This window comes from Enterococcus sp. AZ163 (assembly GCF_050498925.1).
Lineage (GTDB): Bacteria > Bacillota > Bacilli > Lactobacillales > Enterococcaceae > Enterococcus_A > Enterococcus_A ferrettii.
Genome location: NZ_JBIPAO010000001.1, coordinates 3,685,089 through 3,711,352 on the forward strand (window position 1 = coordinate 3,685,089; position 26,264 = coordinate 3,711,352).

The 26,264-nt window shown below is 39.1% G+C and carries 25 protein-coding genes and 1 other annotated feature; of the genes, 2 read left to right on the forward strand and 23 right to left on the reverse strand.

Going from position 1 to position 26,264, the window contains the following annotated elements; translation table 11 throughout:
* Positions 1-2: 2 nt before the first annotated feature.
* The 9 genes from IGI46_RS17750 to IGI46_RS17790 form a co-directional block, all read right to left on the reverse strand.
* Positions 3-923 (reverse strand): PhoH family protein, encoded by a 921-nt coding sequence (locus IGI46_RS17750; RefSeq protein WP_207704844.1) that lies wholly within the window; start codon positions 921-923, stop codon positions 3-5.
* Positions 924-1,137: 214 nt separating this feature from the next.
* Positions 1,138-2,997, reverse strand: a complete 1,860-nt coding sequence (locus IGI46_RS17755; RefSeq protein ID WP_429964262.1) for a BglG family transcription antiterminator — start codon at positions 2,995-2,997, stop codon at positions 1,138-1,140.
* A gap of 79 nt (positions 2,998-3,076) precedes the next feature.
* The gene (locus IGI46_RS17760) at positions 3,077-4,429 is read right to left on the reverse strand and encodes a PTS sugar transporter subunit IIC (protein WP_429964263.1); all 1,353 of its coding nucleotides are present in this window, start codon (positions 4,427-4,429) and stop codon (positions 3,077-3,079) included.
* 6 nt (positions 4,430-4,435) lie between these two features.
* Positions 4,436-4,726 carry a PTS sugar transporter subunit IIB gene (locus IGI46_RS17765; RefSeq protein ID WP_207704777.1) on the reverse strand — a complete coding sequence of 97 codons (291 nt, stop codon included), beginning with the start codon at positions 4,724-4,726 and terminating at the stop codon, positions 4,436-4,438.
* 50 nt (positions 4,727-4,776) lie between these two features.
* Positions 4,777-6,171, reverse strand: a complete 1,395-nt coding sequence (locus IGI46_RS17770) for a glycoside hydrolase family 1 protein (protein WP_429964264.1) — start codon at positions 6,169-6,171, stop codon at positions 4,777-4,779.
* On the reverse strand, positions 6,171-6,500 hold the full coding sequence (locus IGI46_RS17775) for a PTS lactose/cellobiose transporter subunit IIA (protein ID WP_429964265.1): 330 nt from the start codon (positions 6,498-6,500) through the stop codon (positions 6,171-6,173). The genes IGI46_RS17770 and IGI46_RS17775 overlap by 1 nt, the downstream gene beginning before the upstream one ends.
* A 156-nt stretch (positions 6,501-6,656) precedes the next feature.
* Positions 6,657-7,100 carry a GatB/YqeY domain-containing protein gene (locus IGI46_RS17780; RefSeq protein ID WP_429964266.1) on the reverse strand — a complete coding sequence of 148 codons (444 nt, stop codon included), beginning with the start codon at positions 7,098-7,100 and terminating at the stop codon, positions 6,657-6,659.
* Positions 7,101-7,118: 18 nt separating this feature from the next.
* Positions 7,119-7,295: a 30S ribosomal protein S21 gene (gene rpsU / locus IGI46_RS17785; protein WP_002356740.1), complete on the reverse strand. Its 177-nt coding sequence runs from the start codon at positions 7,293-7,295 to the stop codon at positions 7,119-7,121.
* Between the two features lie 142 nt (positions 7,296-7,437).
* On the reverse strand, positions 7,438-7,872 hold the full coding sequence (locus IGI46_RS17790) for a Fur family transcriptional regulator (protein WP_207704773.1): 435 nt from the start codon (positions 7,870-7,872) through the stop codon (positions 7,438-7,440).
* An 84-nt stretch (positions 7,873-7,956) separates the two neighbouring features.
* On the opposite strand from IGI46_RS17790, the gene IGI46_RS17795 reads away from it, so the two are divergent.
* On the forward strand, positions 7,957-8,817 hold the full coding sequence (locus IGI46_RS17795; RefSeq protein WP_429973919.1) for a pyruvate, water dikinase regulatory protein: 861 nt from the start codon (positions 7,957-7,959) through the stop codon (positions 8,815-8,817).
* Positions 8,818-8,922: 105 nt separating this feature from the next.
* Here IGI46_RS17795 and IGI46_RS17800 read toward each other — a convergent pair whose 3' ends face one another.
* From IGI46_RS17800 to tyrS, 14 genes are all read right to left on the reverse strand, one after another.
* Positions 8,923-9,846 carry a homoserine O-succinyltransferase gene (locus tag IGI46_RS17800; RefSeq protein WP_429964267.1) on the reverse strand — a complete coding sequence of 308 codons (924 nt, stop codon included), beginning with the start codon at positions 9,844-9,846 and terminating at the stop codon, positions 8,923-8,925.
* Between the two features lie 3 nt (positions 9,847-9,849).
* Positions 9,850-11,121, reverse strand: coding sequence for an O-acetylhomoserine aminocarboxypropyltransferase/cysteine synthase family protein (locus IGI46_RS17805; protein WP_429964268.1), 1,272 nt, complete (start codon positions 11,119-11,121; stop codon positions 9,850-9,852).
* Positions 11,122-11,334: 213 nt separating this feature from the next.
* Positions 11,335-11,564: a binding site (T-box leader), on the reverse strand.
* Between the two features lie 5 nt (positions 11,565-11,569).
* Positions 11,570-12,433 carry a homoserine kinase gene (thrB, locus tag IGI46_RS17810; protein ID WP_429964269.1) on the reverse strand — a complete coding sequence of 288 codons (864 nt, stop codon included), beginning with the start codon at positions 12,431-12,433 and terminating at the stop codon, positions 11,570-11,572.
* Positions 12,430-13,488, reverse strand: coding sequence for a threonine synthase (gene thrC, locus IGI46_RS17815; protein WP_010759940.1), 1,059 nt, complete (start codon positions 13,486-13,488; stop codon positions 12,430-12,432). Before thrC ends, thrB begins: the two co-directional genes overlap by 4 nt.
* 5 nt (positions 13,489-13,493) lie before the next feature.
* Positions 13,494-14,783 (reverse strand): homoserine dehydrogenase, encoded by a 1,290-nt coding sequence (locus tag IGI46_RS17820; RefSeq protein ID WP_429964270.1) that lies wholly within the window; start codon positions 14,781-14,783, stop codon positions 13,494-13,496.
* A gap of 134 nt (positions 14,784-14,917) precedes the next feature.
* Positions 14,918-15,208 carry an ArsR/SmtB family transcription factor gene (locus IGI46_RS17825; protein WP_207704766.1) on the reverse strand — a complete coding sequence of 97 codons (291 nt, stop codon included), beginning with the start codon at positions 15,206-15,208 and terminating at the stop codon, positions 14,918-14,920.
* A 14-nt stretch (positions 15,209-15,222) separates the two neighbouring features.
* On the reverse strand, positions 15,223-16,938 hold the full coding sequence (locus IGI46_RS17830) for a phospho-sugar mutase (protein ID WP_429964271.1): 1,716 nt from the start codon (positions 16,936-16,938) through the stop codon (positions 15,223-15,225).
* 113 nt (positions 16,939-17,051) lie between these two features.
* Positions 17,052-17,966 (reverse strand): thioredoxin-disulfide reductase, encoded by a 915-nt coding sequence (gene trxB / locus IGI46_RS17835; protein WP_429964272.1) that lies wholly within the window; start codon positions 17,964-17,966, stop codon positions 17,052-17,054.
* A 218-nt stretch (positions 17,967-18,184) separates the two neighbouring features.
* A complete protein-coding gene (locus IGI46_RS17840) occupies positions 18,185-18,403 on the reverse strand; it encodes a YneF family protein (protein WP_207701026.1) in 219 nt (72 codons plus the stop codon).
* A 111-nt stretch (positions 18,404-18,514) separates the two neighbouring features.
* Positions 18,515-19,144: a FadR/GntR family transcriptional regulator gene (locus tag IGI46_RS17845; protein WP_429973920.1), complete on the reverse strand. Its 630-nt coding sequence runs from the start codon at positions 19,142-19,144 to the stop codon at positions 18,515-18,517.
* A complete protein-coding gene (locus IGI46_RS17850; RefSeq protein ID WP_429973921.1) occupies positions 19,104-20,291 on the reverse strand; it encodes a CynX/NimT family MFS transporter in 1,188 nt (395 codons plus the stop codon). The genes IGI46_RS17845 and IGI46_RS17850 overlap by 41 nt, the downstream gene beginning before the upstream one ends.
* Before the next feature lie 210 nt (positions 20,292-20,501).
* Positions 20,502-21,389, reverse strand: a complete 888-nt coding sequence (locus IGI46_RS17855) for a deoxyribonuclease IV (RefSeq protein ID WP_429964275.1) — start codon at positions 21,387-21,389, stop codon at positions 20,502-20,504.
* Positions 21,390-21,423: 34 nt separating this feature from the next.
* A complete protein-coding gene (locus IGI46_RS17860) occupies positions 21,424-22,332 on the reverse strand; it encodes an AEC family transporter (protein ID WP_429973922.1) in 909 nt (302 codons plus the stop codon).
* Positions 22,333-22,386: 54 nt separating this feature from the next.
* Positions 22,387-23,649 (reverse strand): tyrosine--tRNA ligase, encoded by a 1,263-nt coding sequence (gene tyrS / locus IGI46_RS17865; RefSeq protein ID WP_429973923.1) that lies wholly within the window; start codon positions 23,647-23,649, stop codon positions 22,387-22,389.
* A 189-nt stretch (positions 23,650-23,838) separates the two neighbouring features.
* Between tyrS and IGI46_RS17870 the strand changes: the two genes are divergently transcribed.
* Positions 23,839-26,214 (forward strand): transglycosylase domain-containing protein, encoded by a 2,376-nt coding sequence (locus tag IGI46_RS17870; protein ID WP_429964278.1) that lies wholly within the window; start codon positions 23,839-23,841, stop codon positions 26,212-26,214.
* The last annotated feature ends 50 nt before the right edge of the window (positions 26,215-26,264 follow it).

Genomic DNA, 26,264 nt, shown 5'->3' on the forward strand with positions numbered 1-26,264 from the left:
ATCTACTCATTTGAATGGCGTAGATTCTCTTTCTCGTAAGCTTCAATAATTTCAGCTACTACAGGGTGACGAACCACATCAGCAGATTCAAAATTCGCAAAGCGAATATGTTTGATATTACGCAGCGTTCGTTCCGCATGCATCAAGCCACTCATCTGACCTTTTGGCAAGTCAATCTGACTGGTGTCACCGTTAACCACCATTTTAGAATTAAATCCCAGCCGAGTCAAAAACATTTTCATTTGGGCAATCGTCGTATTTTGTGCTTCGTCCAAGATGACAAAAGCATCATCTAGAGTACGGCCTCGCATATAAGCCAATGGTGCAATTTCTATGACACCACGATCCAATAGACGGTTCGTATGCTCAACACCAAAGATTTGGTGCAGCGCATCATACATTGGGCGCAGGTAAGGATCTACTTTTTCCTTCAAGTCACCAGGTAAGAATCCTAAGCTTTCGCCTGCCTCAACAGCCGGTCGAGTCAAAATAATCCGTTGTACCTCACCTTTTTTTAACGCGGCAATTGCCATAACAATCGCCAAATAGGTCTTACCAGTACCGGCAGGACCGATTCCAAATACTACATCTGATTTACGGATAGCGGAGATATAGCGGCTTTGACCAATATTTTTAGGACGAATAGGCTTTCCGTTGCGATCCTTTAATAATTCTTCTTCATACATCATCACAAACTCATCTAAATGATTATCCTTAGCCAAGCGAAGAGCGGTCATCACATCAGGTGTCGCAACCTTTATTCCCCGATCAATTAACATCTGCAATGCTCGAATAACATCTGCGACCAGTTTGGTCTCTTCTTTTTCACCAATAATTTGGATGGTTTCGCCTCGTGTATTAATTGTTGTTTCTGTATTATCTTCTAAAAACTTGATATGTTTGTCATGGGAACCTAACAACATACTAATATCATCTTTGGCGTTAAGTTTTATTTCCAACGACTCAAAATCGTTTTTTGTCAAAAATACTTCATCCCCTTATTTTAATCAGTCACCCTATCATACCACACTCTAAATAAAAGAAAAATTGCGAGGGATCTCACCTTAAGAAAGACCTAAAAAGACAGCAATCCTCGAAGTCTCGTTGACGAGCCGCTTCAAAAAATCACTGTCTTTCTTATTTTTCCTGACAAATCGTTAAAAATTTTTCAAAATCTATTTGCTTCGCTAACCGTTTGACACGAGCAGGTTCGTTTAAAATCATTACCAACTCCTCAAACAATTGTTCAAAGGAATTGTCACGTTCTCCTTTTAACGCCAGCAGCAGAACCAGTCTTACTTTTTTTCCTTGCCATTGAATCGGTTTTTCAAAGGAAGCAATCGCTACTGCATTTTTCTTAGCCTCTCGTTTAATCGCATGGGGAATCGCATAATAATTGCCAAATGCTGTGCTGGACAACGCCTCACGTTCTAATACTTTTTCCACATAGTCAGCTTCGCAATATCCTTTATCACACAACTGCTGACAAAGAAAACGAATCGCTTCATCAGGTGTCCTTTGTCCCTCGTGAGGAAAAAATAATTCTTCCTTCAAAAAGCGGGTCAGTACCGACGGCGTTTGACTGACTGCAGCAAAGAGTTGGGTAATCTTGGCTAAATCTTGTTCTGTTAAAAAAGACTGGTAGTGATAAATAGGAATAGTCGTCTCTATTTGCAACGCTTCAGTTGTCAAAATCAAATCCTTGTCCTTTATCAGCTCATCATTGATATCGAAAATAGACTGTGCTACAGACAACTCTATTTCGAAGTCCGTAATTCGATTTAAATAAGATCGAACAATCCGCTGATTTCCTACTCCGTAAGGTGAAACTAGCAGCACCTGCTTCTTTTTTTTCCTGCGGATATTTTCTAAAGCGGAAAGAAAATGCAAGGATAAATAGGCAATTTCATCCTCTGGAAATTGTATGTATAATGTCCGTTGTAAAAAAGCGGAAGCATATACACTAACATTGTAAACAAAAGAAAACTTACTTTTAATTTCCTCTAACAAAGGATTGGTTAAATATTGATGATTGATTGCCCGCTTATATAAAGCTGAAACATGAGTCAGCAAATAATCAACAATCTTTTCGTCTTGAGTAAAATCTAAATAAAAAATCCCCGAAATACTATCAAGTAAATTTTCGATCACTTCTTTTAACTGCAGTTCTTCCAAGCTCTCATTGGAAACAATTACACCAGAATACAGACGATAAATATATGGCAGCTCTTCCTCTGGAATTTCTACCTGAAAGTTTTCTTCTAATAAAGCAGCTATTTCAAGGGTTAGCCGACGTCCCTCTTGATCCTCCATTGCAGTCTTAGTAGTATTTAAAAAGCTCGCTTTGCTCACTCGCTCTAACAATACAGCTACATGTAAAATAAAAGAAATCGTGGAAAAGTCGTTGATCGAAAAGTTCTCCTGCTGGTGGAAACGAATTACCAACTGCGACAACTTAGCTAAATCAATTTGTCCAAAATAGTCTGAATACTTCTCCAAGCTTAATTTATTGGCCTCAATTTCTTGATTCAAGAACAGCGTAAAAACGCGCCGTTTCTCAGCTTCTTCACCATTAATAAATAATTGGTTGTTTTTCCGCTGAATAATCAATGATTGATCCTGTCGAGAAATCAAGTCATTTAACTCCTTGATAATCCGATTAAGTGCAGACTCGCTGATAAAGAAATCATCGGCTAATTCGTAAAAATCGCACCTGGCTTGATCAATAATTTGAACCAGCAATTCAAAGCGCAGGTTTGATCGATCAATTTTCTTCTCATTATCCAATAATGAAAGAGTTTCTGGATTAAGATAAAATCCAGCACCCGCTTTCGATAAAATGACCGCTTGTAAAACCTGTCCATTTAACTGTTGGATATCATTACGAATTGTTTTAGACGATACGCCTAACTCTTTAGAGAGCATCTGGGCTGTAAGAGGGAGATTACTAAAAGTTAATTTCTCGATAATCTGTTCTTGTCTTTGAGAAATTTGCATATGTTCGATCCTCCTGAAGGCATTTTAGCTTTTAGATTATATCACAATAAGAGCATAGGATTACCTATGCTCTAAACTATTAAGCAGTCGTTGTATCATTGGAAACATCTACGGCTGTTTTTTCTGCTGAATCAGCCTCTGTCTCAGATTCTTTTTCCAGATTAATTAGGTTTTTCTCATATACCTTAAAGAATGGGTAGTACAGCACTCCATCTAGAGCCGTCAATGCAAGAACCAATACAACCGCACGCCAGTCCATAGTAGAAAGGAAAGCTCCAATTGGTGCGGGCATCTGCCACGAGAACACCGCAAACGTCTTGCCAACAATCCCCCACGACATACACAAGTAAGTAACAATTCCGTTAAACACAGAAGTAAAAATAAATGGTACAAAGAAAATCGGATTCAACATCAACGGTGTCCCGAAAATCATCGGCTCTGAAATTCCGAAAACGGAAGGCAGAAAACCAACTTTCCCCACTGTACTTAACTGTTTTGATTTGGAACGCATCATTAAGAAAGCTAATGCCAAGACTGAACCTGAACCACCAATAATAACAAAGTAAGTCCAAAATGGAGTAGTAAAGACGTTACTTAAATCTGTACCCGCCATTTTTTCCGCCGCGTTAATTGACAAATTTCCGTCACGAATTGGTCCTAAAATTCCAGCTAATGCCGCATCATGAATGCCAAAGAACCAAAACAAGTGAATCAAGAAAATACTCAAAATGGTAAATGGCAGACTATCCGCTGCTTGGAAGCTCGGTGCCATAATATTGTATAGGAATTGTACAGCGGTCGTATCAAAGGCATGAAAGATAATAAAGACAATCGAAAAGAATGTCATCAAAATCAGGCCAGGTACGAGCGCTGCAAAGGTTTCTGACAATGAAGCTGGTACACTATCCGGCATTGAAATTCGTCCAATGTTTTTCTTACGCATCCAATGATAGCCTTCCACCGTAACAATAGAAACAAAAAGTGCCAACAAAATTCCACGACCATCCAAGAAACTAATCTCCACTTCTTTACCATCCCAGCCTAGCTTCAACGGTGTCAAAACTAGCATCAAGAATCCAACGACTGCAAACATCAAAGGTCTTAATACATCTTCCTTGTAATGACGACATAAGAAATAAGTTACTCCGATACAAATGAATAATGACATGGCACTTAAGGTGATACCACTGATCCAGTTTAAAATCATACTGTTCTGTTCAGCAAAGCTCGCCCAAGCCAGCAAAAAGCGGTTTGTTGTATTTTCTGTCACTGGTGCAGCATTCAAAATGATCGGAATTGAACCAAACAAAGTAATTGGCAGCATTGACATAAAGGCATCGCGTGTTGCTTTCAAGTGCCGCTGCTGACTTAACTTGTTAGCAAGCGGCGAGATATATTGATCCATTTTTTCGCTTAATGTATTAAATCCCATGATCTTTTATCCCCCGATCAATTTTTTGATATCTTCGTAGACACCTTTACCATCCATAATGCCGTACTTCATTGGTGAAATTGCTTCAACGGGTACCTCTACCGCCGCCGAAATTTGCGGTTTTAAGAAACGAATTTGTGGCCCAATTAAAACTAAATCTACCCCCTCCAAATAATCTTTATATTCAGATTCACTGTAAGCATTCACTTCCAGCGTATTGCCGGAAGCTGCTTCAATTTTTTTTGCTAACATTCCTGTTGACATCCCCGCATTACAAACTAGCATTACTTTTTTCATTATTATCGTTCCTCTCAATGGAGCCATTTTTTTAAATGCAAATCGGATTGTTACTCAAACGCTCTTCGTTGGATTTTTTCTCCGTGACTTTCAATGACCTCCTTAAACCAATAGTAAGAGGCTTTAGGCTTACGTTCTTGTTCATTATTAAAATCAACAGCAACTAGGCCGTAACGCTTTTCAACACCATTTTTCCAAGAATATAAATCAAAGGATGCCCAAGCGTAGTAGCCGCGAATATCTACTCCTTGATCCATCGCGTTCATGATGGCATTAATGTGGTCATTCATAAATGAAATACGGTAATCATCATTCACCTGATCAACAGTCACGTCTTCTCTGACGCCTACCCCATTTTCGGTAACGTAAATGGGTAAATGATAGCGATCCCAAGCTTCAATCAACCCATCCTGCAAGCCTTTTGGATAGATTTCAGTATCCCAGGCAGTAAATTCACTATTCGGATCCTTCACCTGTTCAAACCAACCTTTGATTACCACTTTACTCTGACCTTTTTTACCCGAATGGTTGAAGACTACTTGTGTTTCACCATCGGTATACGGTTTCACTAAAGTACGAGCATAATAGTTTAGCCCGATGAAATCAACTGTATTTTCCTTAATGATGCGTAATTCATCTACCTTCATAAAATCTACGTCATAATCTAAAGCCAGTTTTGCCACTAGATCAATTGGAAATTCTCCTAAAGCTGCTGTATCTAAAATCCAGTTATTGCAATAGTTATCTGCATAGCGCATCGCAATCTTCGTTTCAATTGTATCATCTACACCATTAACTGGTGTATAGCTGTGAACAATACCAATCTGTCCCTGATAACCGCCTTCATGGAAAGCCCGCACCCCTAGAGCACTCGCCAACATTACATGATAAGCTCCTATCATCGTTTTTTGAACGTCCTGCAAGCCTGGTGGATAATTTCCGATAAAATAGCCGTTAGCAATAAACCATTTGGGTTCATTGAAGGTTGTCCAGTAACGAACTTTATCTCCAAACTGTTCAAAGCAAATCTTTGCTAAATGTTCAAATGCATAAGCTACGTCTCGATTTAGCCAACCGCCATCTGCTTCCCAATATTGCGGTAAATCCCAGTGATAGATTGTCACAAAAGGTTCGATATCAAATTTGTGGCAAGCATCTAATAAGCGATGATAAAACTCAATTCCTTTAGAATTAATTTCACCAGCTTGATTTTTAATAATGCGTGGCCATGATAGTGAAAAGCGATAAGAAGTTTGACCTCCTTCTTTCATCATACGAATATCTTCTTCAAAGCGATGATAATGGTCACTGGCAATGTCTCCATTCTCCATATCGTTTTCATGCAGGTAATGATCCCACATTGATTCGGCCTTGTCATCGACATCCCAAGCACCTTCACATTGATAAGAGGCAGTTGCCCCACCCCAAAAAAAGTTTTTATCCATTAAATAGTCTCCTTCCATTTATACAATTCTCCAAACTCAGCGATCATGTCTACAGCAATCTCTGTTGAAGTTAAATGTCCCTCTGCATGCACTAATAGCAGATCCACCTCGTTCATTCGGTCCTCTGAAGAAAGCTTTCTAAGCATTTCTGCATGCGCTCGATGAGCAAGTTTCATTTCACTTTTCGCTGTCTTATGCTTTTCATCAAATGTTTTGAAATCTCCTTGCTTCACTGCGAGCAGGGCTTCATACGCATCACTCTTTGCATTGCCTGCATGTAAGATGATGGCCATTGAGTCCATCTCGGTTCCGACTCTGACTTCTTCCATTAAAAAGTTCCTCCTCCTTCTTTCTGACCTAACTATAGAACGTTTTCAAATGAGTTTAAATTTTTTATTTTCCACTTCAATGTGGAAATTGTGGCAATCCTCAATTATAAAGCAAAAAAAAACCACCGAGAATATTCTTCTCGATGGTAAAAATTCCTATTGTAACAACTCTTTTACGATGGCATTTACCTGATTACCGTCAGCCTTACCTTTGACCTTTGGCATCACAGCGCCCATCACTTTTCCAAATTCCTTTGGTGAAGTTGCTCCAGTTTTAGCAATTGCATCACTTACTATGCTGCGGATTTCATCTTCTGAAAGCTGCGCTGGCATGTACTTTTCTACAATTACAATTTCCTTTTTGACTTTATCCGCTAAATCAGTCCGATCAGCTTTTTCGAATTCCATCAATGATTCACGTCGCTGCTTCATCTCACGAGATAGAACAGTTAGTTCATCATCTTCTGATAATTCCTGACCTGTATTGATTTGTTCATTTTGAACAGCGGCTTTCAGCATGCGAATTACCTGCAAAGATTCTTTGTCCTTGCTGCGCATCGCTTGCTTCATGTCTTCGTTTAGCCGAGTAAGCAGTGACATCATATCACTCCATTCACACTAGAATTTTTTACGTTTTCTAGCTGCTTCTGATTTTTTCTTGCGTTTCACACTTGGCTTTTCATAAAATTCACGTTTACGAGATTCTTGTAGAGTCCCCGCTTTTGAAACGGAACGTTTGAAGCGACGAAGAGCATCGTCAAGAGATTCATTTTTACGAACCACTGTTTTTGACATATAAATTCCCTCCCTCCGAGCTTAAAAAGTAACCGTTTTTGTTATTGAAATATACTCTCAAAAAACAAGACCGTCCATAGGTTATTATATCGAATGGATAAATATGAGTCAAGGTACTGGGGAGTTTTATTTTACCGATTGGTTAAGCAATCGTTTTACAATCTGAACAACGTCCATATAATTCGAAACGATGCCCCTCAATTTGGCAATCATCTAACTGCTCCTTGAAAAAATCCATTGGACACATGTGAATCTCTTTCGTTTTGCCACAAACCGTACAAATAAAGTGATGATGGTGCCCAAAATCTTCGCTGCAGCTGAAGCGGAACTTCATTTCTCCCTGATAATCGGTCTCTTCCACAATGCCGATTTCACAAAATTCCCTTAAGTTTCTATAAACAGTATCATAACTAAGTCCAGGAAACTGAGCATTCAAATAGTCATATATTTCTTTAGCAGCCACATAACGATTCTTTTTAATCAAATAGTCCAATAAGGTTTCACGCTTTTTCGTGTATTTGAAGCCCTTTTCCTTCACTTTTATTAACGCTTTTTCTAATAATGTTGGTTGGGTCATGACGATTCCTCCTAATTAAATCGTAATGATTATGAATAAACAATATGGTATAATAAATTATCTTAAAATACAAGGGAGAATTTTATGGAGGAGGAAAATCAAACCGATCTTGTAACGATCTTTATCATTTCCGATTCGGCAGGTGAAACGGCTTCTAAATTGGCGCAGGCTTCTATGGCGCAATACCCGACTGTAGAATTTTGCTTGTTCCGTCGAACCTTTATCAGCTCAGCGGAGTTACTGTTAAAGGCGCTGAAAGATGCTAAAAATGAAAATGCCATGATCATTCATACATTAATTGATCCGAAGTTATCACGAATCGCCGAAGAATTTTGCGAACAAGCAGGCTTGTTCCATATGGATCTGTTGAATCCGGTGGTTAATGAAATCGAACGACGTGCAAGTATTGAACCAACTTATGAACCCGGTGCACTGCATCATTTAAATGACAATTATTTTAAACGAATCAAAGCGTTGGAATTTGCTGTGAAATACGACGATGGAAAAGATGCAAAAGGTTTCCTTGACGCTGACATTGTTTTATTAGGTGTCTCACGAACATCGAAAACACCTTTAAGCCTGTTTTTAGCCAACAAAAATTTAAAGGTAGCCAATTTGCCGTTGATTCCACAAGCGCATATTCCTAAGCAATTGTTCCAGATTGATCCTAAAAAGATTGTTGGTTTAACCAATGACCCTGAAGTATTAATCAGTATTCGAAAAGAACGGATGCGCGCTTATGGCCTCAATCCTGAAACAGCATATTCGGATCGCGACAAAATTCAAGCAGAATTAGAATTTGCTAATGAATTGTATCAAAAACTTGGTTGCTATGTAGTAAACGTCGCAAACTATTCCATAGAGGAAACTGCAGCTAAGATTATGAATGCCCTAGATTTAGAAGACCACAGCTACTATTTTATGGAAGACGCTGAAGACGACTAACTAAACGGAATTTTAACAAAAAATATCCGAACTATAGTTAATGAACACGCCAATAATTACAGGGGTGCAGTTGCTAAAGTTCGGATATTTTCTATTTTAAAAATCTTATTTTGTCTTTTTCGTTTGGATCTCGACTATTTGCTCTAATACATAGGGAGTTGTCTGATAGACATCATTAATCCAATTATGGAAAAACAAATACGCATGCGCTCGCCAACGATTTGTAATCTTCTCCGAAGACAAATAGTAATTTTCAGGCTTTTGAGTATCTAATCCTTTATCCAAGTCCCGCAGATACTCACCTTCTAAGGTACCAGAATCATATTCAAAATGTCCCAGTAAAAATACGTTGTGCCCATCATCTGAAAGAAGAATCGTGGCTGCGCCATCAGCTCCCCGAGCGATTACCTCTAGCGAACTGTCTGAGACTTGTGTTTCATTAATTCCAGTATAACGAGATTGCGGCATCCAAAAAACATCATCAAAACCACGGAACAAACGATGCTGCGTCAAAAGCTTTTGTGAGAAAATGCCGAACAGCTTTTCCTCAAACAGCACTTTATCTATTCCATAATGGTAATACATCCCCGCCTGAGCTCCCCAACAAATGTGGATGACCGAAGTCACGTGGGTTTTGCTCCAGGTCATAATTGCAGTCAGTTCCTCCCAATAATCTACCTCTTCAAAAGACAGTTTTTCAATGGGGGCACCCGTAATAATCAATCCGTCATAATAAGTTTCTTTAATAGAAGAAAATTCTAAATAGTATTTCTCCAAATGGGTCTTGCTAGTATTACGATGCTCATGGGAAGCCACCTTCATAAAATCCACATCAATTTGCAATGGGCTTTGACTGATTAACCGCAGCAGTTGAATTTCAGTTGCGATTTTATTAGGCATTAAATTTAGAATCAATAATTTTAATGGTCGAATATCTTGTTGATTAGCTCGCAAATTATCAATGGCAAAGATATCTTCATTCTCCAAGATCCTTTTTGCTGGAAAGTCAGGTTCTAAACGAATCGGCATGACTTATCCCTCCAGTTGTTCAAAAGCTTGCTGCAAGTCTGCTAGAATATCTGATACATTCTCAATTCCGCATGATAAGCGCACCAAACCTGGTGAAATTCCCGCCTGCGTTAATTCTTCATCGGTTAGCTGACGATGGGTAGATGTTGCTGGATGTAGTGCGCATGTTCGAATATCTGCTACATGAACTTCCAACGAAACCAATTGCAAAGCATCCAGCCATTTCGCTGCTTCCTCTTTGCCTGCTCCAATTTCAAAGGAAATCACACCGCATAATCCATTTGGAACATATTTTTGTGCTAAATCATAATTTTCATCTTGCTTTAAACCAGGGTACTTTATTTTTTTGACCGCAGGTTGTTTAGTTAGAAACTCTGCAACAGCCAAAGCATTTTGATAATGACGTTCCATTCTTACTGCTAAAGTTTCGATTCCCAAATTCAGTAAGAAAGAATTTTGCGGAGAAGGGGTCGCTCCTAAATCGCGCATTAGTTGAACCCTAGCTTTAGTAATATATGCTGCAGCACCAAAGGTTTCAGTATAGACAATCCCGTGATAAGTGTCATCTGGTTCAGACAATTGTGGGAATTTACCATTATTCCAGTTAAATTTCCCACCATCAATGATAACTCCGCCGGTTTGAACCGCATGACCATCCAAGTATTTAGTTGTACTATGAATAACAATATCTGCTCCAAATTCAATTGGTCTGCAATAATAGGGGGTCGCAAAAGTATTATCAATTAAAAACGGTACGTCCAAAGCTTGCGCTAACTGTGCGAATTTTTCGATGTCTAATACACATAAGGCTGGGTTAGCAATTGTTTCAGCAAAAACCGCTTTGGTATTTGATTTTGCTGCTTGCTTCAATTCCTCTAAAGAAGCATTTTGATCTACAAAAGTTACTTCAATTCCCATTTTTCGTAAAGTATGGGCAAATAAATTGTACGTACCCCCATAAATATAAGAAGAAGAGATAAAATGATCCCCTGCTTCTAAAATATTCAAGATAGCATAGAAAGTCGCCGCCTGACCAGAAGCAGTGCATAATGCTCCTACGCCATTTTCCAGTGCAGCTAGCTTTTCCTCTACCGCACCCGTCGTTGGATTTGCCAATCGAGTATAGAAATAACCACTTTCCTTCAAATCAAATAGTTTTCCAATTTCCTCTGTTGAATCATAAGTGTACGTGGTACTTTGAGTAATGGGTAATACCCGAGGTTCTCCATTTCCTGGCGTGTACCCCGCATGCAGACATTTTGTTTCGAATTCCATATTCATTTCCTCCTTTGATTGTGATTGGTTGTTCGATCTGTTTGTTCTTCTGTTCAACATTTTCTTATCAAAAAATCTTTTATCCTACTATCGTGTACCATCCAACTAGTCTTCTTAATTTTGAATTTGAGCAACCCCTTTAAATCTAACTCTCTCACAATAGCAAACTGCAAAAAGCGAGACTAACAAAAAAACTTCCGTCCTCCTGTAATAGGAAAGGACGGAAGTTTTCCGTGGTACCACCTTTGTTTATTGATCTAGGATCAATCTCACTCAACAGCGGACTGTTGAAAAGCTGTACCGGGCCGACCCGCAAATGATTACTCTATTCATCATTTTATGCTCCAAGACCATCTTCTAAAAGATCAGGAATACTTCTTTTCAGCTACCGAAGCTTTCTGTAAAACCTAGTTCTTCTATACTCTTCTTTTCATCACATACTATTTAATTAATAAACTTGCAGTCCTTCTTGATCAACTGCCAAGATTTCCACCCGAGCTGTGTCATCTAACTCCTTCAATCGCTCAGCAACCTGCTGAGATTTATCTGGGGCCACTAAAGTCAATACAGTAGGGCCTGCTCCACTTAGATAGCTGCCATATCCACCCATTTTTTGAGTAATTTCTCGGATTTCAGTTAAATGAGGCACTAAATCTTTACGATGCTTCTCATGGAATAAATCTTTTTCCATCATTTTTCCAGCCAAAGGTAAATTGCCATTCAATACTGCGGCAATCATTACATTCGCAATCGAACTGGCCTTTACTGCCTCCTTATAAGAAAATTCATCAGGTAAGACACTTCGGCTGGCTGAGGTTAACAATTCCTTGTCTGGAATGAATACGACTACATCGCATTCTGGAAAATGATGTTTTACATACTCTACCTGCTCATCTGCATAGCTAGCCACAACAAAACTACCACAAATTGCTGGTGCAACATTGTCGGGATGACCTTCGATCTCTGTAGCAATCTCTAATTTTTCTCGAACAGACAAGTTTAGATTACCCAAACGATTAGCCAATTCAATTCCGGCCACAATGACAGAGGAACTGCTGCCCAATCCTCTAGCGACTGGAATATCAGTTGACATCTTTATGCTGTGAGGTGTCAACTTAGGCGCTATTTTCAACGCTATTTGAATCAGCAGATTTTTCTCATCGCGAGGAATGGAATTGGACAACTCATGCTCCACTGCCCATTTTTGTGTTGCTGGACCAATCTCGATCACTAAATACTGCGAAAGCGCGATCCCGCAAGAGTCAAAGCCTGGACCTAGGTTGGCACTTGTGGCAGGAACGCGGATTTTCATAGTTTCGCCACTCCTTCTTTCAAGTGTTGACGCATATCTTCTAAATCGCTCATTTTACTAATTTTTACATCAGTTGCATTAATTGCTGTATCTGGATCTTTCAAACCATTACCAGTGAAAACTGTTACTACAGTTTCACCTTGTTTGATTTTTCCACTCTTCACATGCTGAATTACTCCGGCTAACGATGCTGCTGAACCAGGTTCTACAAAGACGCCATCTTGTGCTGCAACTTTCCGGTATGCATTTAAAATTTCTTCATCAGTTACTGCATCGATGTGTCCACCTGATTCGTCTCTTGCTGCCTCAGCTAATTTCCAGCTGGCTGGATTTCCAATTCGAATCGCAGTCGCCACTGTTTCCGGCTGTTCGATCACTTCTCCCCTAACAATTGCTGCAGCGCCTTCCGCTTCAAAACCGTGCATGCGCGGTAGAGCTGTGCCTTTCACTTCATGCCACTCTTTGAAACCTTTCCAATAGGCCGAAATATTTCCAGCATTGCCGACAGGAATAGCTAAAACATCAGGTGCTTTTTCTAGTTGTTCACATATTTCGAAAGCAGCAGTTTTTTGACCTTCTAAACGATAAGGATTAACTGAGTTTACCAAAGCAACTGCTTCTGTTTCTGCAATATCACGCACTGCTTTCAACGCTTCATCAAAATTTCCTGGAATTGAAATGATATCCGCTCCATAAATAATCGCTTGAGCCAGTTTACCCATAGCAATTTTTCCATCTGGAATTACTACATAGGCTTTAATACCTGCACGAGTCGCATATGCCGCTGCTGCTGCACTAGTGTTTCCAGTTGATGCACAGATAATTGCTTTCGCTCCGTCTTCAACGGCTTTAGCTACAGCCATAACCATCCCACGATCTTTAAATGAACCAGTTGGATTCAAGCCTTCATATTTACCATACAAAGTAATTCCTAGTTCTTTAGATAAATTATGCAATGGAATTAACGGTGTATTTCCTTCCGCTAATGACAGCATTGGTGTTTTATCAGTGATTGGTAAATATTCTTGATATTGCTTTAATAATCCTTCGTACATGTTAACTATTCCCCCATTACTTTCATTGTTGATAATAGTTCAAAATCTGTTTTTTCATCGATGTCTTTTTGAATTTGGCTCATGGTTGTTTCCGACATTTTGTGAGTAATTACCACAACTCGAGCATTTTCTACTTGAGCTTTCTCTTGAACTACCTGTTCAAGTCCTGCACCAGCTTGTGCCATGATCTCAGCTAATTGTAAAAATTGACCTGTTTTATCAGGCATTTTTAATGACAAGAAGTATTTGCTGACGATTTCTTCAGGCGATGTCAACTTGGTTGGTTGAGTATACTCACTGAAACGATGACCAATCGTGCCTAGTTGAATCTTATTAACGATCGTCATCAAATCCGCTACAATACTAGTTGCTGTTGGTCGTGAACCAGCGCCAGGTCCGTAATACATGGATTCACCAATTCCTGAGCTCTTCACAAATACCGCATTAAATTCATTATGAATGGAAGCTAATGGATGATTACTCGGAACCAATACTGGTCCTACCTCGGCTGCAATACTGTCGCCTTGCTTAACAGTCGAACCAATCAATTTAACGGTGTAGCCTAACTGGTCAGCAACCGTCACATCATTACCGGATAATCCTCGAATTCCTTTTACCTTTACTTGGTCCATATTAATCGTCATACCAAAAGCAAATTTGCTTAAAATTACCATTTTATACGCTGCATCAATGCCATCTACGTCATTTGTTGGGTCACTTTCAGCAAAGCCTAATTCTTGAGCCTGCTTCAAGGCAGTTTCGTAGTCTAACTGTTCAGTGACCATTTTAGTCAACATATAATTAGTTGTTCCATTAACAATCCCTAATACTTCCTGAATATCATCCGCTGCTAAACTGTTAGCGATGGTCCGTAAGATTGGAATACCACCAGCTACACTTGCTTCATAGTATAAGTTGCGTTTTTGCTCATGAGCTAAAGAAGCTAATTCACTGCCATGTTGAGCGAGTAAATCTTTATTCGCCGTAACAACGTGCTTGCCAGCTTTCAGCGATTCTGCAATGAAAGTCTTAGCTGGTTCAATACGTCCCATTACTTCTACTACAATATCAATTTCTGGATCCTCTGTAATATCAGTTAACTCATGCACCAATTGAAGATTGTATTTTTTCGCCGTTTCTTCTTTGTCCTCAGTCGGGCGAATCAACGCTTTTGTTACGGTTAAGGGACAGCCAATACTCTTTTCGATTTTCTCCTGATGATCTGCCAGAATTTCCAGCACACCAGTTCCTACAACACCTAAACCTAATAGACCTACTTTAACTGGTTTTTTCATAATTCGCCTCCAAATGATTGCACAAAGATTAAACGTGTTTCATCATATTTTAATATAGTTTGTGTCTTAGTATAACTAAAATACCCAAAAAAAACTAGTGATTTTCCAATAAAAATAGAAAATCACTAGTTGTCTTAATGATGAGACACATGGCGGAAGGTTTGATCCAAAATATCTAAGACATGATGGTCATCCAAACTATACAACATTGCCTTGCCATCGCGTCGTGCTTTGACCAAACGGTTGTCCCGCAACAGCTTCAATTGATGGGAAACCGCTGACTGTTCCATTGCCAAATTTTCACTGATGGAAGAAACATTGCGTTCACCTTGCTTCAAATACAATAAAATTCTTAAACGAGTGGGGTCACTCAACACTTTAAACAACTGACTAACGGCTAGAATTTCAGTCTTTTGTGTACTCATTCTAAGCCCCTCTTCTACTCTGTAATTTTGCGGATTGCTGCTTCATAAGCCGCTAGCTTATTCTCCGCATCTTTTTCAGATGACCCTTTTACTCCAATGTAAAATTTAATTTTTGGTTCTGTTCCAGATGGTCGGATAGCTAACCAAGTATCATCCTCTAACGTATATTTTAATACATTTGAAGAAGGCATAGCAATGGCCCTGCTTGTACCTTGGCTATCTGTGGCTTGTTGGATTAGATAATCTTCAGTTAGTGCCACTGAAACCCCTGCAAATTCCGTTGGTGCTTGAGTCCGCAGCCCTTCCAAGATCTCTTTGATCTTAGCAGCACCTTCTGCACCACTCAACGTCACAGAAATAGTTTTCTCTGCAAAGTAGCCGTATTCTTCAAAAATTTCTTGCAAACCATCATAAAGGGTTTTGTCTTGCTTCTTATAATAAGCGGCAACCTCTGCTAATAGAAGCAACGCTTGAATTGCATCTTTGTCCCGAACAAATGGCTTGATTAGGTAACCATAGCTTTCTTCAAAGCCAAACATAAAGGTATGAGAGCCATCTTCTTCGTATTGTTGAATCTTTTCAGCAATAAATTTGAAGCCGGTCAATACATCAACCATTTCAGTATTATAGGCTTTAGCAATGGCCGTTGGCAATTCACTTGAAACAATGGACTTCAATACCGCTGCATTTTCTGGTAGATCCCCCGCTTGCTTATGAGCTTCTAAAATGTAGCGAATCAGCAACGCACCGATTTGATTTCCAGTTAATACTTGGTATTCACCACTAGGCAAACGTACTGCTGCTCCTAAACGGTCAGCATCTGGATCCGTGGCGATTAATAAATCCGCACCTTCTTTTTCACCTAACTTAATTGCATATTCAAAAGCTGAATGCTCTTCAGGATTTGGTGATTTAACAGTAGAAAAATCAGGATCAGCCACTGCTTGTTCAGGAACCAGCATATATTCTTCAAACCCTGCTTGCTTCAAGGCTTTCTCCCCAAGCATTGTTCCAGTACCATGTAATGGTGTATAAACAAGTTTCAAGTTTTTGCCCATTTCGTTAATCAATTCCTGATCAATTGTCACAGCTTTGATTTCTTCCAAATAAGCAGCATCAACTTCTTCACCAATAATCGTAATTAGACTGCTGGTTTCGTCTTGCAAAACTGCCACTTCTAAAGGATTCTCAACTGAGCGCACAAATTTAGTCAATGCATCCGCATCTTCTGGCGGCATTTGGCCTCCATCTTCACCATAGACTTTGTACCCATTGTATTCAGCGGGGTTATGTGAAGCAGTAATCATTATCCCTGTAAATGCATTCAAGTGACGTACTGCAAAAGAAAGCTCTGGAGTTGGTCGCAGACTTTCAAAAACATAAGAAGGAATGCCATGAGCAGCCAACGTTCTAGCTGCTTCCATTGAAAACTCAGGCGACATGTGGCGAGAATCATAGGCAATTGCTACGCCGCGCTTTTTAGTTTCAGAATCTTGGGTATCCATGAAACGGGCCAAACCTTCTGTAGCCTGACGAATCGTAAAAATGTTCATACGATTGGTTCCTGGTCCTAAAATCCCCCGCATTCCTGCTGTACCGAATTCTAAAGATGTATAGAAAGCATCTTGCTTTAATTCAGCATTATCATTAAGCGCTTTTAATTCCTTTTGCATTTTTTCATCCAGTTTATCGGAATTCATCCATTGTTCATACACTTGTTTCCAAGACATGAAGGACACCTCTTTCATTTTTCTTACCTTTCAAGTATACCATCCTTGTTATATTCAGCAAACAAAAACATTAAAATGGAGCAAAAAAAGAAGAGTGTCAAAAAAGACACTCATTATTTATTACTCTCGATATATTTATAAACTTGTTGACCTGCAATACCACCTTCGCCTACTGCAGTTGTGATTTGACGCAGATCTTTTTCTCTGGCATCACCAATTGCAAAGACACCAGGAATACTGGTTTTCATCTCATTATCTGTTTCAATCCAACCTGCTTCATTGGTAATACCACTATTTTTAAATGGTTCTGTTAGTGGATCAAGTCCAACATAAATGAACATGCCATCAGCTGGTTCTTCATGGATTTCATCAGTCTTAACATTACGAATTTTTGCTCCAGTTACCACCATATCATTGCCAACTATTTCTTCTACGACACTGTCCCAGATAAAAGAAATCTTTTCGTTTGCAAATGCCCGGTCTTGAATAATCTTTTGTGCTCGTAACTCGTCACGGCGGTGAACAATGACTACTTCAGCGGCAAAACGAGTTAAGTAAATCGCTTCTTCTACTGCTGAATCGCCGCCTCCAACTACTAACAAACGTTTGTTGCGGAAAAAGGCACCGTCACATACCGCACAATAAGATACACCGCGACCAGCAAATGATTCTTCTCCAGCTACGCCCAGCTTACGATGAACACAGCCCGTTGCAATAATGATTGTTTTGGCTTGATAAGTTTGATCCTCGGTAATGACTTCTTTATAGTCCCCGCGATCCTTAATATCCAGCACAATTCCATAAGCATTTTTAGTTCCAAATTTTTCTACATTTTCATACATCTTTTGTGCTAGCTCAGGTCCCATAATTGAGTCAAATCCTGGATAATTTTCTACCTCAGCTGTATTGTTCATTTGTCCGCCAGGCGCACCGCGCTCGATCATTAATACAGACAAATTTGAACGGGATGCATACAAAGCTGCGGTCATACCTGCAGGACCAGCACCAATAATAATTACGTCGTACATTCAAATCCCCCCATTTGGCTTAACTTTACTGCTACAATTGAATTCTGTCGAGTAATTTGCTTACAAAAGGTTTGTAATTTCCCAAACAAATTATTCTTTTAAATTAGCTTATTTACTTACGAAGATTGTCTTTCCGTTTTTGTCGATCCGTATAAAGTAGGTTTTTTTATTTCAAAAAAGAAGGGCAACCATCAAAGAATGGTTGTCCTTGCTTATGCTTACTCTTGATTTTTCATTTGCTGCATCATTTGACGAATTTTTTTCTCAGAAGGTTTTTGACCCATCGACATCATCATCTGACGCAACATATCCTCATTAATTGGAGGGTTCTTTTTTAAATAATCTTTCATCCAGTTTCTAGCTAAGAAGAAACCACCTACAGCACCCAATATTGCGGCAATGACTGCAATCAACACAACAATTCCTGTTGATACCATTTTATCGCTCCTCTCTTTTGACATTCGCTACATATTTTACTAGAACTTCCCACAAAAGAAAAGGTATTTCCCAAATCTTGATAATCTCCTTAAAATATCTAACAGTTCCCATCACTCAAAGCCGTTATTTGCAATAATCATTTGTTCAGCTAATTCAACATCTTTATCTACCAATGCCTGGTAAAGCTGATTATGAAAGCGAATATTATCTTGATAGTTCGCTACTTTCAGCATCTGACCACTTAGATATAGTCGAATGGCCTCTTCGATTTCATGGTACCATTTGACTAAAAAAGGATTACCTGTCAGATCAATAATTTTTTTATGAAAAGCCATATCCTGAATTACGTATTCAGAAAACTTGCCCGCCTCTAATAACTGATTTCGTTGAAATAGTAATTCCTTCAGCTGAAGCATAGTATCAACCTTATGATCCTTTTGAATAACTAAACGAACGGCTTGTAGTTCTAACATTTGCCGAGCGGCCAGCAGTTCTTCCGTTGAGAAATCTTCTTTAAAACTGGTATTTTTCAAATAAGTACCAGAACCTTGCCGTACATCTAGCACATCCGAGAAAGACAATATTTTTACCGCTTCTCGTAACGTTGAACGTCCTACCCCTAGTAGTTCGGCTAAATCGGCTTCTTTAGGTAGTTTTTGTCCCACTCTATAGTTTTTTGCCTTGATAAAGGTCAAGAGTTCAGTGATTGTTTGATTGACTAACCCGCGTTTGTTTCCCATCTGTTTCCTCACTTTCCAATGAATGGCCTACTACCAACAACAAAATTGCCCCTATTAGTAGAAACCAATACAAGCTGGCTGTACTGTTTGTTAAATCAATAAAACTGCCAATTAAAACAGGAGTAATCCCACCAATCATATAACCAAAGGCCTGAACAATACTAGCATAGATACTAGCTTGCGAAGCATCTTGGCTTTCTCGAATCGGCAATAGCATGGCAATTGGGAAAAATCCGCCTGTTGCTATTGCAGCCAATAGAATACTTATCACTAGAATAAAGAGTCTATTGGCGAAAATCAATAACAGAGCAGACCCTAATAGGCAGCAGCAACAGATAATCCATTGCTTAGTAGTTCCAATTTTATCCATCAATGTAGGAATTAAAAAGCTGCTAATCATTTGAACAGCTGTAAAAGTAGTTAGTAAAGTGATGCTCCAAATTGGCGACACCCCCTTACTCAACAAAGCAGAAGTAATCCAAGTAGTAAAACTGTAAAATACTCCGGACTGAATTCCAAAAAATAAAGCCAATTTCCATAATTTTTTATCTGCAAAGAAAGAAGTTCCAAACTGCTTACTTGCAGCTGGCGAAGTCGTTTTATCTGCCAACAGCTTCCAAATGAACCCGCTGATTATTGCTAATCCCCCCCAAACAGCTAAAGCTGTAGACCATTGCCCATTAAAATATCGCGTTAATGGTCCCATCAAACTAGAAGCACTAACGGAACCTAATCCCATACTTAGTGAATAAATACCAATCAAAAGGCCTGCTTTTTCTGGAAAAATTTCTTTAATAAATCCTGATAACAATGGACCAATTAATGCTATCGAACAACCAATTAACAAGGTGCTAACTACCAATCCCAAAAAGCTGTTGAACACGCCTCTACTCAACGTCGCGACGCCTAAAATGAGTAAAAATAAAAATATGCCCTTGTTACGTCCAAGTTTCTTTTGTACAAATGCGACCAAAAAAGCTAAAACCCCCATGCAAATTACCGGAATACTTGTCAAAAGGCTGACTGAAAAATTAGATAAATGCAAACTACGTTGAATTGTCGCCAAAATGGGAGCTACGCTAGAAATTCCCAGTCGTAAATTGAAGGCTACTAAAAAGATTAGCAGCACAGTCTTTTTCTTTGTCATAAATCCCTCACCCTTAATCATCTGATGACTTTTAAATCATCATATCATTTTACCAGCAATTTACCAACAAAAAATTGACAGTCATTTTCAATAAAAAAACCGAACCGATCGGCTTTCCTAAAGTTAATTGTTAAGGTGCAATCAACTAAAGATGAAAACTAATCGTTCGGATTTGTAGTCAGATAATAATTTTGATTTTCTTAACTGCTTCTATTCAGCTAATTCTGGAAAGGCTGCTTTATCAAATTTTTGCTCCTTGAACATGGCAATCTCTTTTCCATAAGGTGCATAAGCCGTCTTCTTATCTTTTCCAACGTAAGGTGTTTCTAAAATTTTAGATACTTTAGAAAAGCGTTCATCATGGACAATTTGATTCAAGGTATCAAAACCAATTGTTCCATAACCGATATTGGCATGACGGTCTTTTCTAGCACCCATCGGATTTTTTGAATCATTTATATGGAGAACCTTTAGTCGATCTAAACCAATGATCCGATCAAAATCCTCCATTACACCATCAAAATTGTTTTTCACATCATAACCAGCATCATTTGTATGGCAAGTATCGAAGGTAACTGACAGCTTCTCATTGAGCGTCACACCATTAATGATATATGCCAATTCTTCAAATGTCTTCCCGACTTCAGTCCCTTTACCTGCCATCGTTTCTAAGGCAATTTGAGCTTTTTGGTCCTCAGTCAGCACTTCATTTAGCCCTCTAATAATTTGATCCAACGCAGCTTCTTCACCAGCACCCACGTGTGCCCCGGGGTGAAGCGTAATTTGCGTAGCTCCTAACGCTTCTGCCCGCATAATTTCTTCCCGTAAAAACTGCACTGCAAAGCCAAACATTTCTGGTTTGGTTGTATTGCCTAAATTAATAATATATGGCGCATGCATCACAATATTGGATAGTCCATGCTCCTCCATAAAAGCTTCTCCAGCAGGAATATTCATTTCCTCCACTGATTTACGTTTGGTATTTTGCGGCGCACCGCTATAAATCATAAAAGTAGATGCTTCATAGCTGGCTGCTTCTTTAGCAGCGCCCAGCAACATCTCTTTTCCTTTCATACTGACATGAGAACCAATTAACATATCTTTCTTCACTCCTTACAAGGATTTTCATTCATTACAATACCAACAGTAAAATTGCTGTCATTAACGGCAGACTTACCAAAAAGCTGATAGAGGAAGTAAATCCCACAACTTCTGGACGAGCACCTGCTTGAACACTATTTACCACCCCAAATGTGGTCAAAGGTCCTAACGAAACTAAACATAATACCATTTTGATAATAGACGGTAAAGGCAACAATGCCACAAATAAAGCTATTACACCGCCAAAAATATATTTAACAGCTAATGTTCGAACAACTAGCACTATATCGCTTCTTGGCAACCGTAATTCTAAAAACAATCCAATCATAAACATCGATAAGAAGGTATTGGCATTCGCAATTGGTTGAATCATGGTAACTAAGCGCATCGGAATTTCAATGGAGAAGCTGCGCAAAAATAGCATAATCAAATAACATAAAAAGGGGACTGATCGGGCTAGCCGCTTACCAATTTGAAAAATACTGGGAATTTCTTTACTCGATCCGCTAACTGCCTCAATCATAACTGTCGAACCACCAGCCAGCATAATACTGTTTCCAATATCAAAAATTGATAAGGCAGGGATTGCTTGCGGTAAAAAGCTTTGAAGAAAAGGCAAAGCAAAATTTCCAATATTGTACCCTGAAGCACTATACATTAACAGCTCTCGTTCCACTGTCTGCTGCTTTTTAGAAAAGAATGCACCAAAACCAATCATTACTATGTTCATTACAACACCAGTCACGATCAGTAAAAGTAAATTAGAAGCAATATCCAACTTAGCTAAATTAACGATGATTGCTCCTGGAAGTGTTATATTTATGATGATCATCGATAATGTTGAACCATCCGCTTTGCTCAATATATTAAAACGTTTTGTCAGGTACCCTAAACAGACAATTAGAAACAGTCCTAATGAATTCCATAAGATGTTTGTCATTTCTACTCCTTATAAAAGAGTTGGCTAAATCCGAAGATTTAGCCAACTTCTCAATTAAAACTGCAACACGAAATATTTTTTCTTCCCACGACGAATAACTATAAAGGATTCTGCCAATTTATCTTCGTCACTCAATACATAAGACAAGTCTTGTACACGGTCGCCATTCACATAAATTGCTCCGTTAGTAATATCTTCCCGGGCTTGACGCTTAGATGCTTCAATTTTTGCAGTAATTAAAATTTCTACTAAATTTAAGTCATCTTCCGCTTTCACTTGGTAGCTTGGTACGTTTTTAAAGCCTTGTTTGATTTCATCAGCAGTTAAATTTTTCACTGCGCCGCTGAACAATGCTTCTGAGATATGGACCGCTTGTTCATAGGCTTTTTCACCATGAACCAAAGTGGTTACTTCTTTAGCCAACGTCCGTTGAGCTAAACGCTTTTCAGGAGCTTGATTGAACTCTTTTTCAAGGGCATCAATTTCTTCTAATGGTAAGAAGGTGAAATATTTCAAGAATTTCACTGCATCGCGATCATCTGTATTGATCCAAAATTGGTAAAACTCATAAGGAGAGGTCTTCTCAGAATCAAGCCAAACTGCATTGCCTTCAGTTTTACCAAACTTAGTCCCATCTGCTTTCGTAATTAACGGCATAGTTAACCCAAATGCTTGCGCCTCTTTTTCACGACGGATTAATTCAATTCCTGAAGTAATATTTCCCCACTGATCGCTGCCGCCTAACTGCAGGTGACAACCGTAACGATCAAATAATTGAAGAAAATCATAAGCCTGCAATAATTGGTACGCAAACTCTGTATAAGAAATTCCAGTTTCAATCCGACGTTTTACGCTTTCTTTGCTCATCATATAGTTAATAGTAAAGTTTTTACCAACATCACGTAAGAAATCGATTAATGATACCTCGCCTAACCATTCATAGTTATTGGCAACAATAGCCGGGTTTTCTTGACTTTCAAAATCAATAATACCAGATAACTGATCTTTGATACTTTGAGACCAAGCTTTAACAGTATCTAAGGTGTTTAACTGACGTTCAGCATCTTTAAACGATGGATCACCGATCATTCCGGTTCCGCCACCTACTAATGCAATTGGCACGTGACCGTTTTGCTGGAAACGACGCAAAGTCAAAATTGGCAGCAAATGTCCAATGTGCAGGCTGTCAGCAGTTGGATCAAATCCAATATATAATTTGACAGACTCTTCATTTAATTGTTTTTTTAGGGCTTCTTCATCCGTCACTTGGAAGACCAAGCCACGGTCTTTTAGCTCCTGAAAAAAGTCTGAACTCATTTTTTTTCCTCCTCAAAGTTGTATACTTCCCCATATTAACTGAAAAAATGTCGAATTAAAAGACGTAAGATTCAAAATGACTACGATTATTTGAAGTTTTGATTACAATATCGCCAAGTGCTTGTTATGACAGCTCATTCTTTGCTATAATTCAACAGAATTATATAGATAATCGATGAGGTGAACTTTTTGGCTCACAAGAAAAAAGAAAAAAAGAAGCAACCCCGCTCCACGAAGCATTTGGTGGGTACTTCTTTTTATATTAACGTCACACTAAGAGTGGTAAAATCGTTATTCGTCGGTCTTGTCCTCGTTCTATTCTTAGGAGGGATGCTGGCTTTAGGTATTGGCGCAGGCTACTTTGCCTACTTGGTAGAAGGTACCGCTACACCGACAAAAGAAGAAGTAAAGCAAACGGTCGGCGATATTACCGAGTCTTCCAAACTCCTTTATGCGGACAATAAAGAGATAGCCACGATTAGTGCTGATCCTATTCGACAAAAAGTCAACTCTGATGAAATATCGCCGTGGATCAAAAAAGCCATTGTTGCTACAGAGGATGAGTACTTTTTCGAACACCATGGTGTTGTCCCTAAAGCAGTAGTTCGAGCGTTAATCAGCGAAGTAACTGGTTTGGGAGGAAGCTCTGGGGGGTCTACTTTAACTCAGCAGCTGATAAAGCAACAGGTATTAACCAGCGAGACTTCTTTCAAACGGAAAGCCAATGAAATTGTTTTAGCTTTAGATGTTGAAAAATATTTAAGCAAAGATGAAATTTTGACCGCTTATTTGAATATTTCACCGTTTGGTCGTAATAATAAAGGGCAGAACATTGCCGGCGTGGAGGAAGCTGCCACCGGTATTTTTGGTGTTCAGGCCAAGGATCTAAATTTACCGCAGGCTGCCTTTATTGCTGGATTGCCGCAAAGTCCTATCGTTTATAGTCCTTATACAAACACTGGAGATCTCAAAGAAGATTACTCAATTGGAATGGATCGTAAGGATAATGTACTTTTTAATATGTATCGTGAAAAGGTAATCTCCAAACAGGAATACGAAGAAGCTAAAAATTATGATTTAGCCAAAGATTTCAAAGCACGAGAAGATGTGGTAGAAGACCAACGAGGGTTCTTATATTACACCATATATAATGAAGCAGTCAGCATATTAGCTAGACAGCAGGCAGCGCAAGATGGTGTCAGCGAAACTGATTATAATAAAGATGATGTACGAACTCGTTATGTTGAACAGGCTAAAGTAAAAATCCAAAACCAAGGATTAAATGTTCAATCAACAATTGATAAAAATATTTATGATGCGATGCAGCTTTCAGCAACCGAATACGGGCAGTATCTTGACAATGGATCGGGAACGCCTATCGAAACAGGTAATATTTTGATGGATAACCGGACAGGTCGGATTTATGGCTTCGTCGGCAGTCGTGATTACAATACTAACCAGAATAATCATGCGTTCGATACCATTCGGCAGCCTGGTTCTTCGATCAAACCACTTTTGGTTTACGGACCAGCCGTTGACCAAGGGTTGATCGGCAGCGGAACCCGCATAGCTGATTTCCCAATGAAGTATCAACAAGGTGCCAATGCTGGAAAAGAATTGAAAAACGCGACCGGAGATGGTTCACGAACCTTCCAAACAACTCGTGAAGCGTTAGTAGAGTCTACCAATATTCCTGCTTATCATGTTTATCAAGATTTATTAACTGAAAAAGGCTCTGATCAATATGTCTACAACGATTATTTGAAGAAAATGAATTTTCCAAGCTCCGACAACTGGGGAGTTGAATCAGCACCTTTGGGAACTATTGAGACCACTACATTAAATCAAGTAAATGGTTTTCAAGCATTAGCCAACGGTGGTGTTTATCAAGAGGGGTATTTAATTGAATCCATTACAGACAGTACAGGCAAAGAAATCTACAAACACCAAGAAAATCCTGTACAGGTTTACTCTAAAGCAACAGCAAGCATCATGAATGATATGATGCGTAGTGTAATCACCGAGCAGCAGACTACTCCATTTAAATCATTACTAAGCGGAGTAAACTATACCTTAAGTACAGCTGACTGGGTAGGTAAAACGGGAACAACCGATAATTATACAGATAACTGGTTGATTGTTTCTACACCTTCTGTTACTTTAGGCAGTTGGACAGGCCGCGATGATAATCAGCCGATGGATAGCAATGCTGGAAACCGTACTGCTACTTATATGGCGTATCTAGCTGGTCGAATCTATGGCGTGAATCCTAACGTATTTGAGGTAAATGAGGAGTTTAAGTTGTCTGACGATGTCAAGAAAGAGAAGGTTTCAACCTTTACGGGACTGAAACCTGGAAAAGTTAGTCATGATGGAACTACCTATCAAGTACCAAGTGGTGAATCTGAATCCTTCTGGGCTAAAGATGGACCTGGAAGCAATACTTACAAATTTGGTATCGGCGGTACAGACGCTAACTATGAAGATTACTGGAATACTCGCAATCGTTCGAACCGTACTAACAATGTGACAAACAATAATAATGACAATGATGATGAAGACTAACTGCAAACAAGCAGGCCGGGAGATTTTTCCCGGTCTTTTTTGTGGAGCAA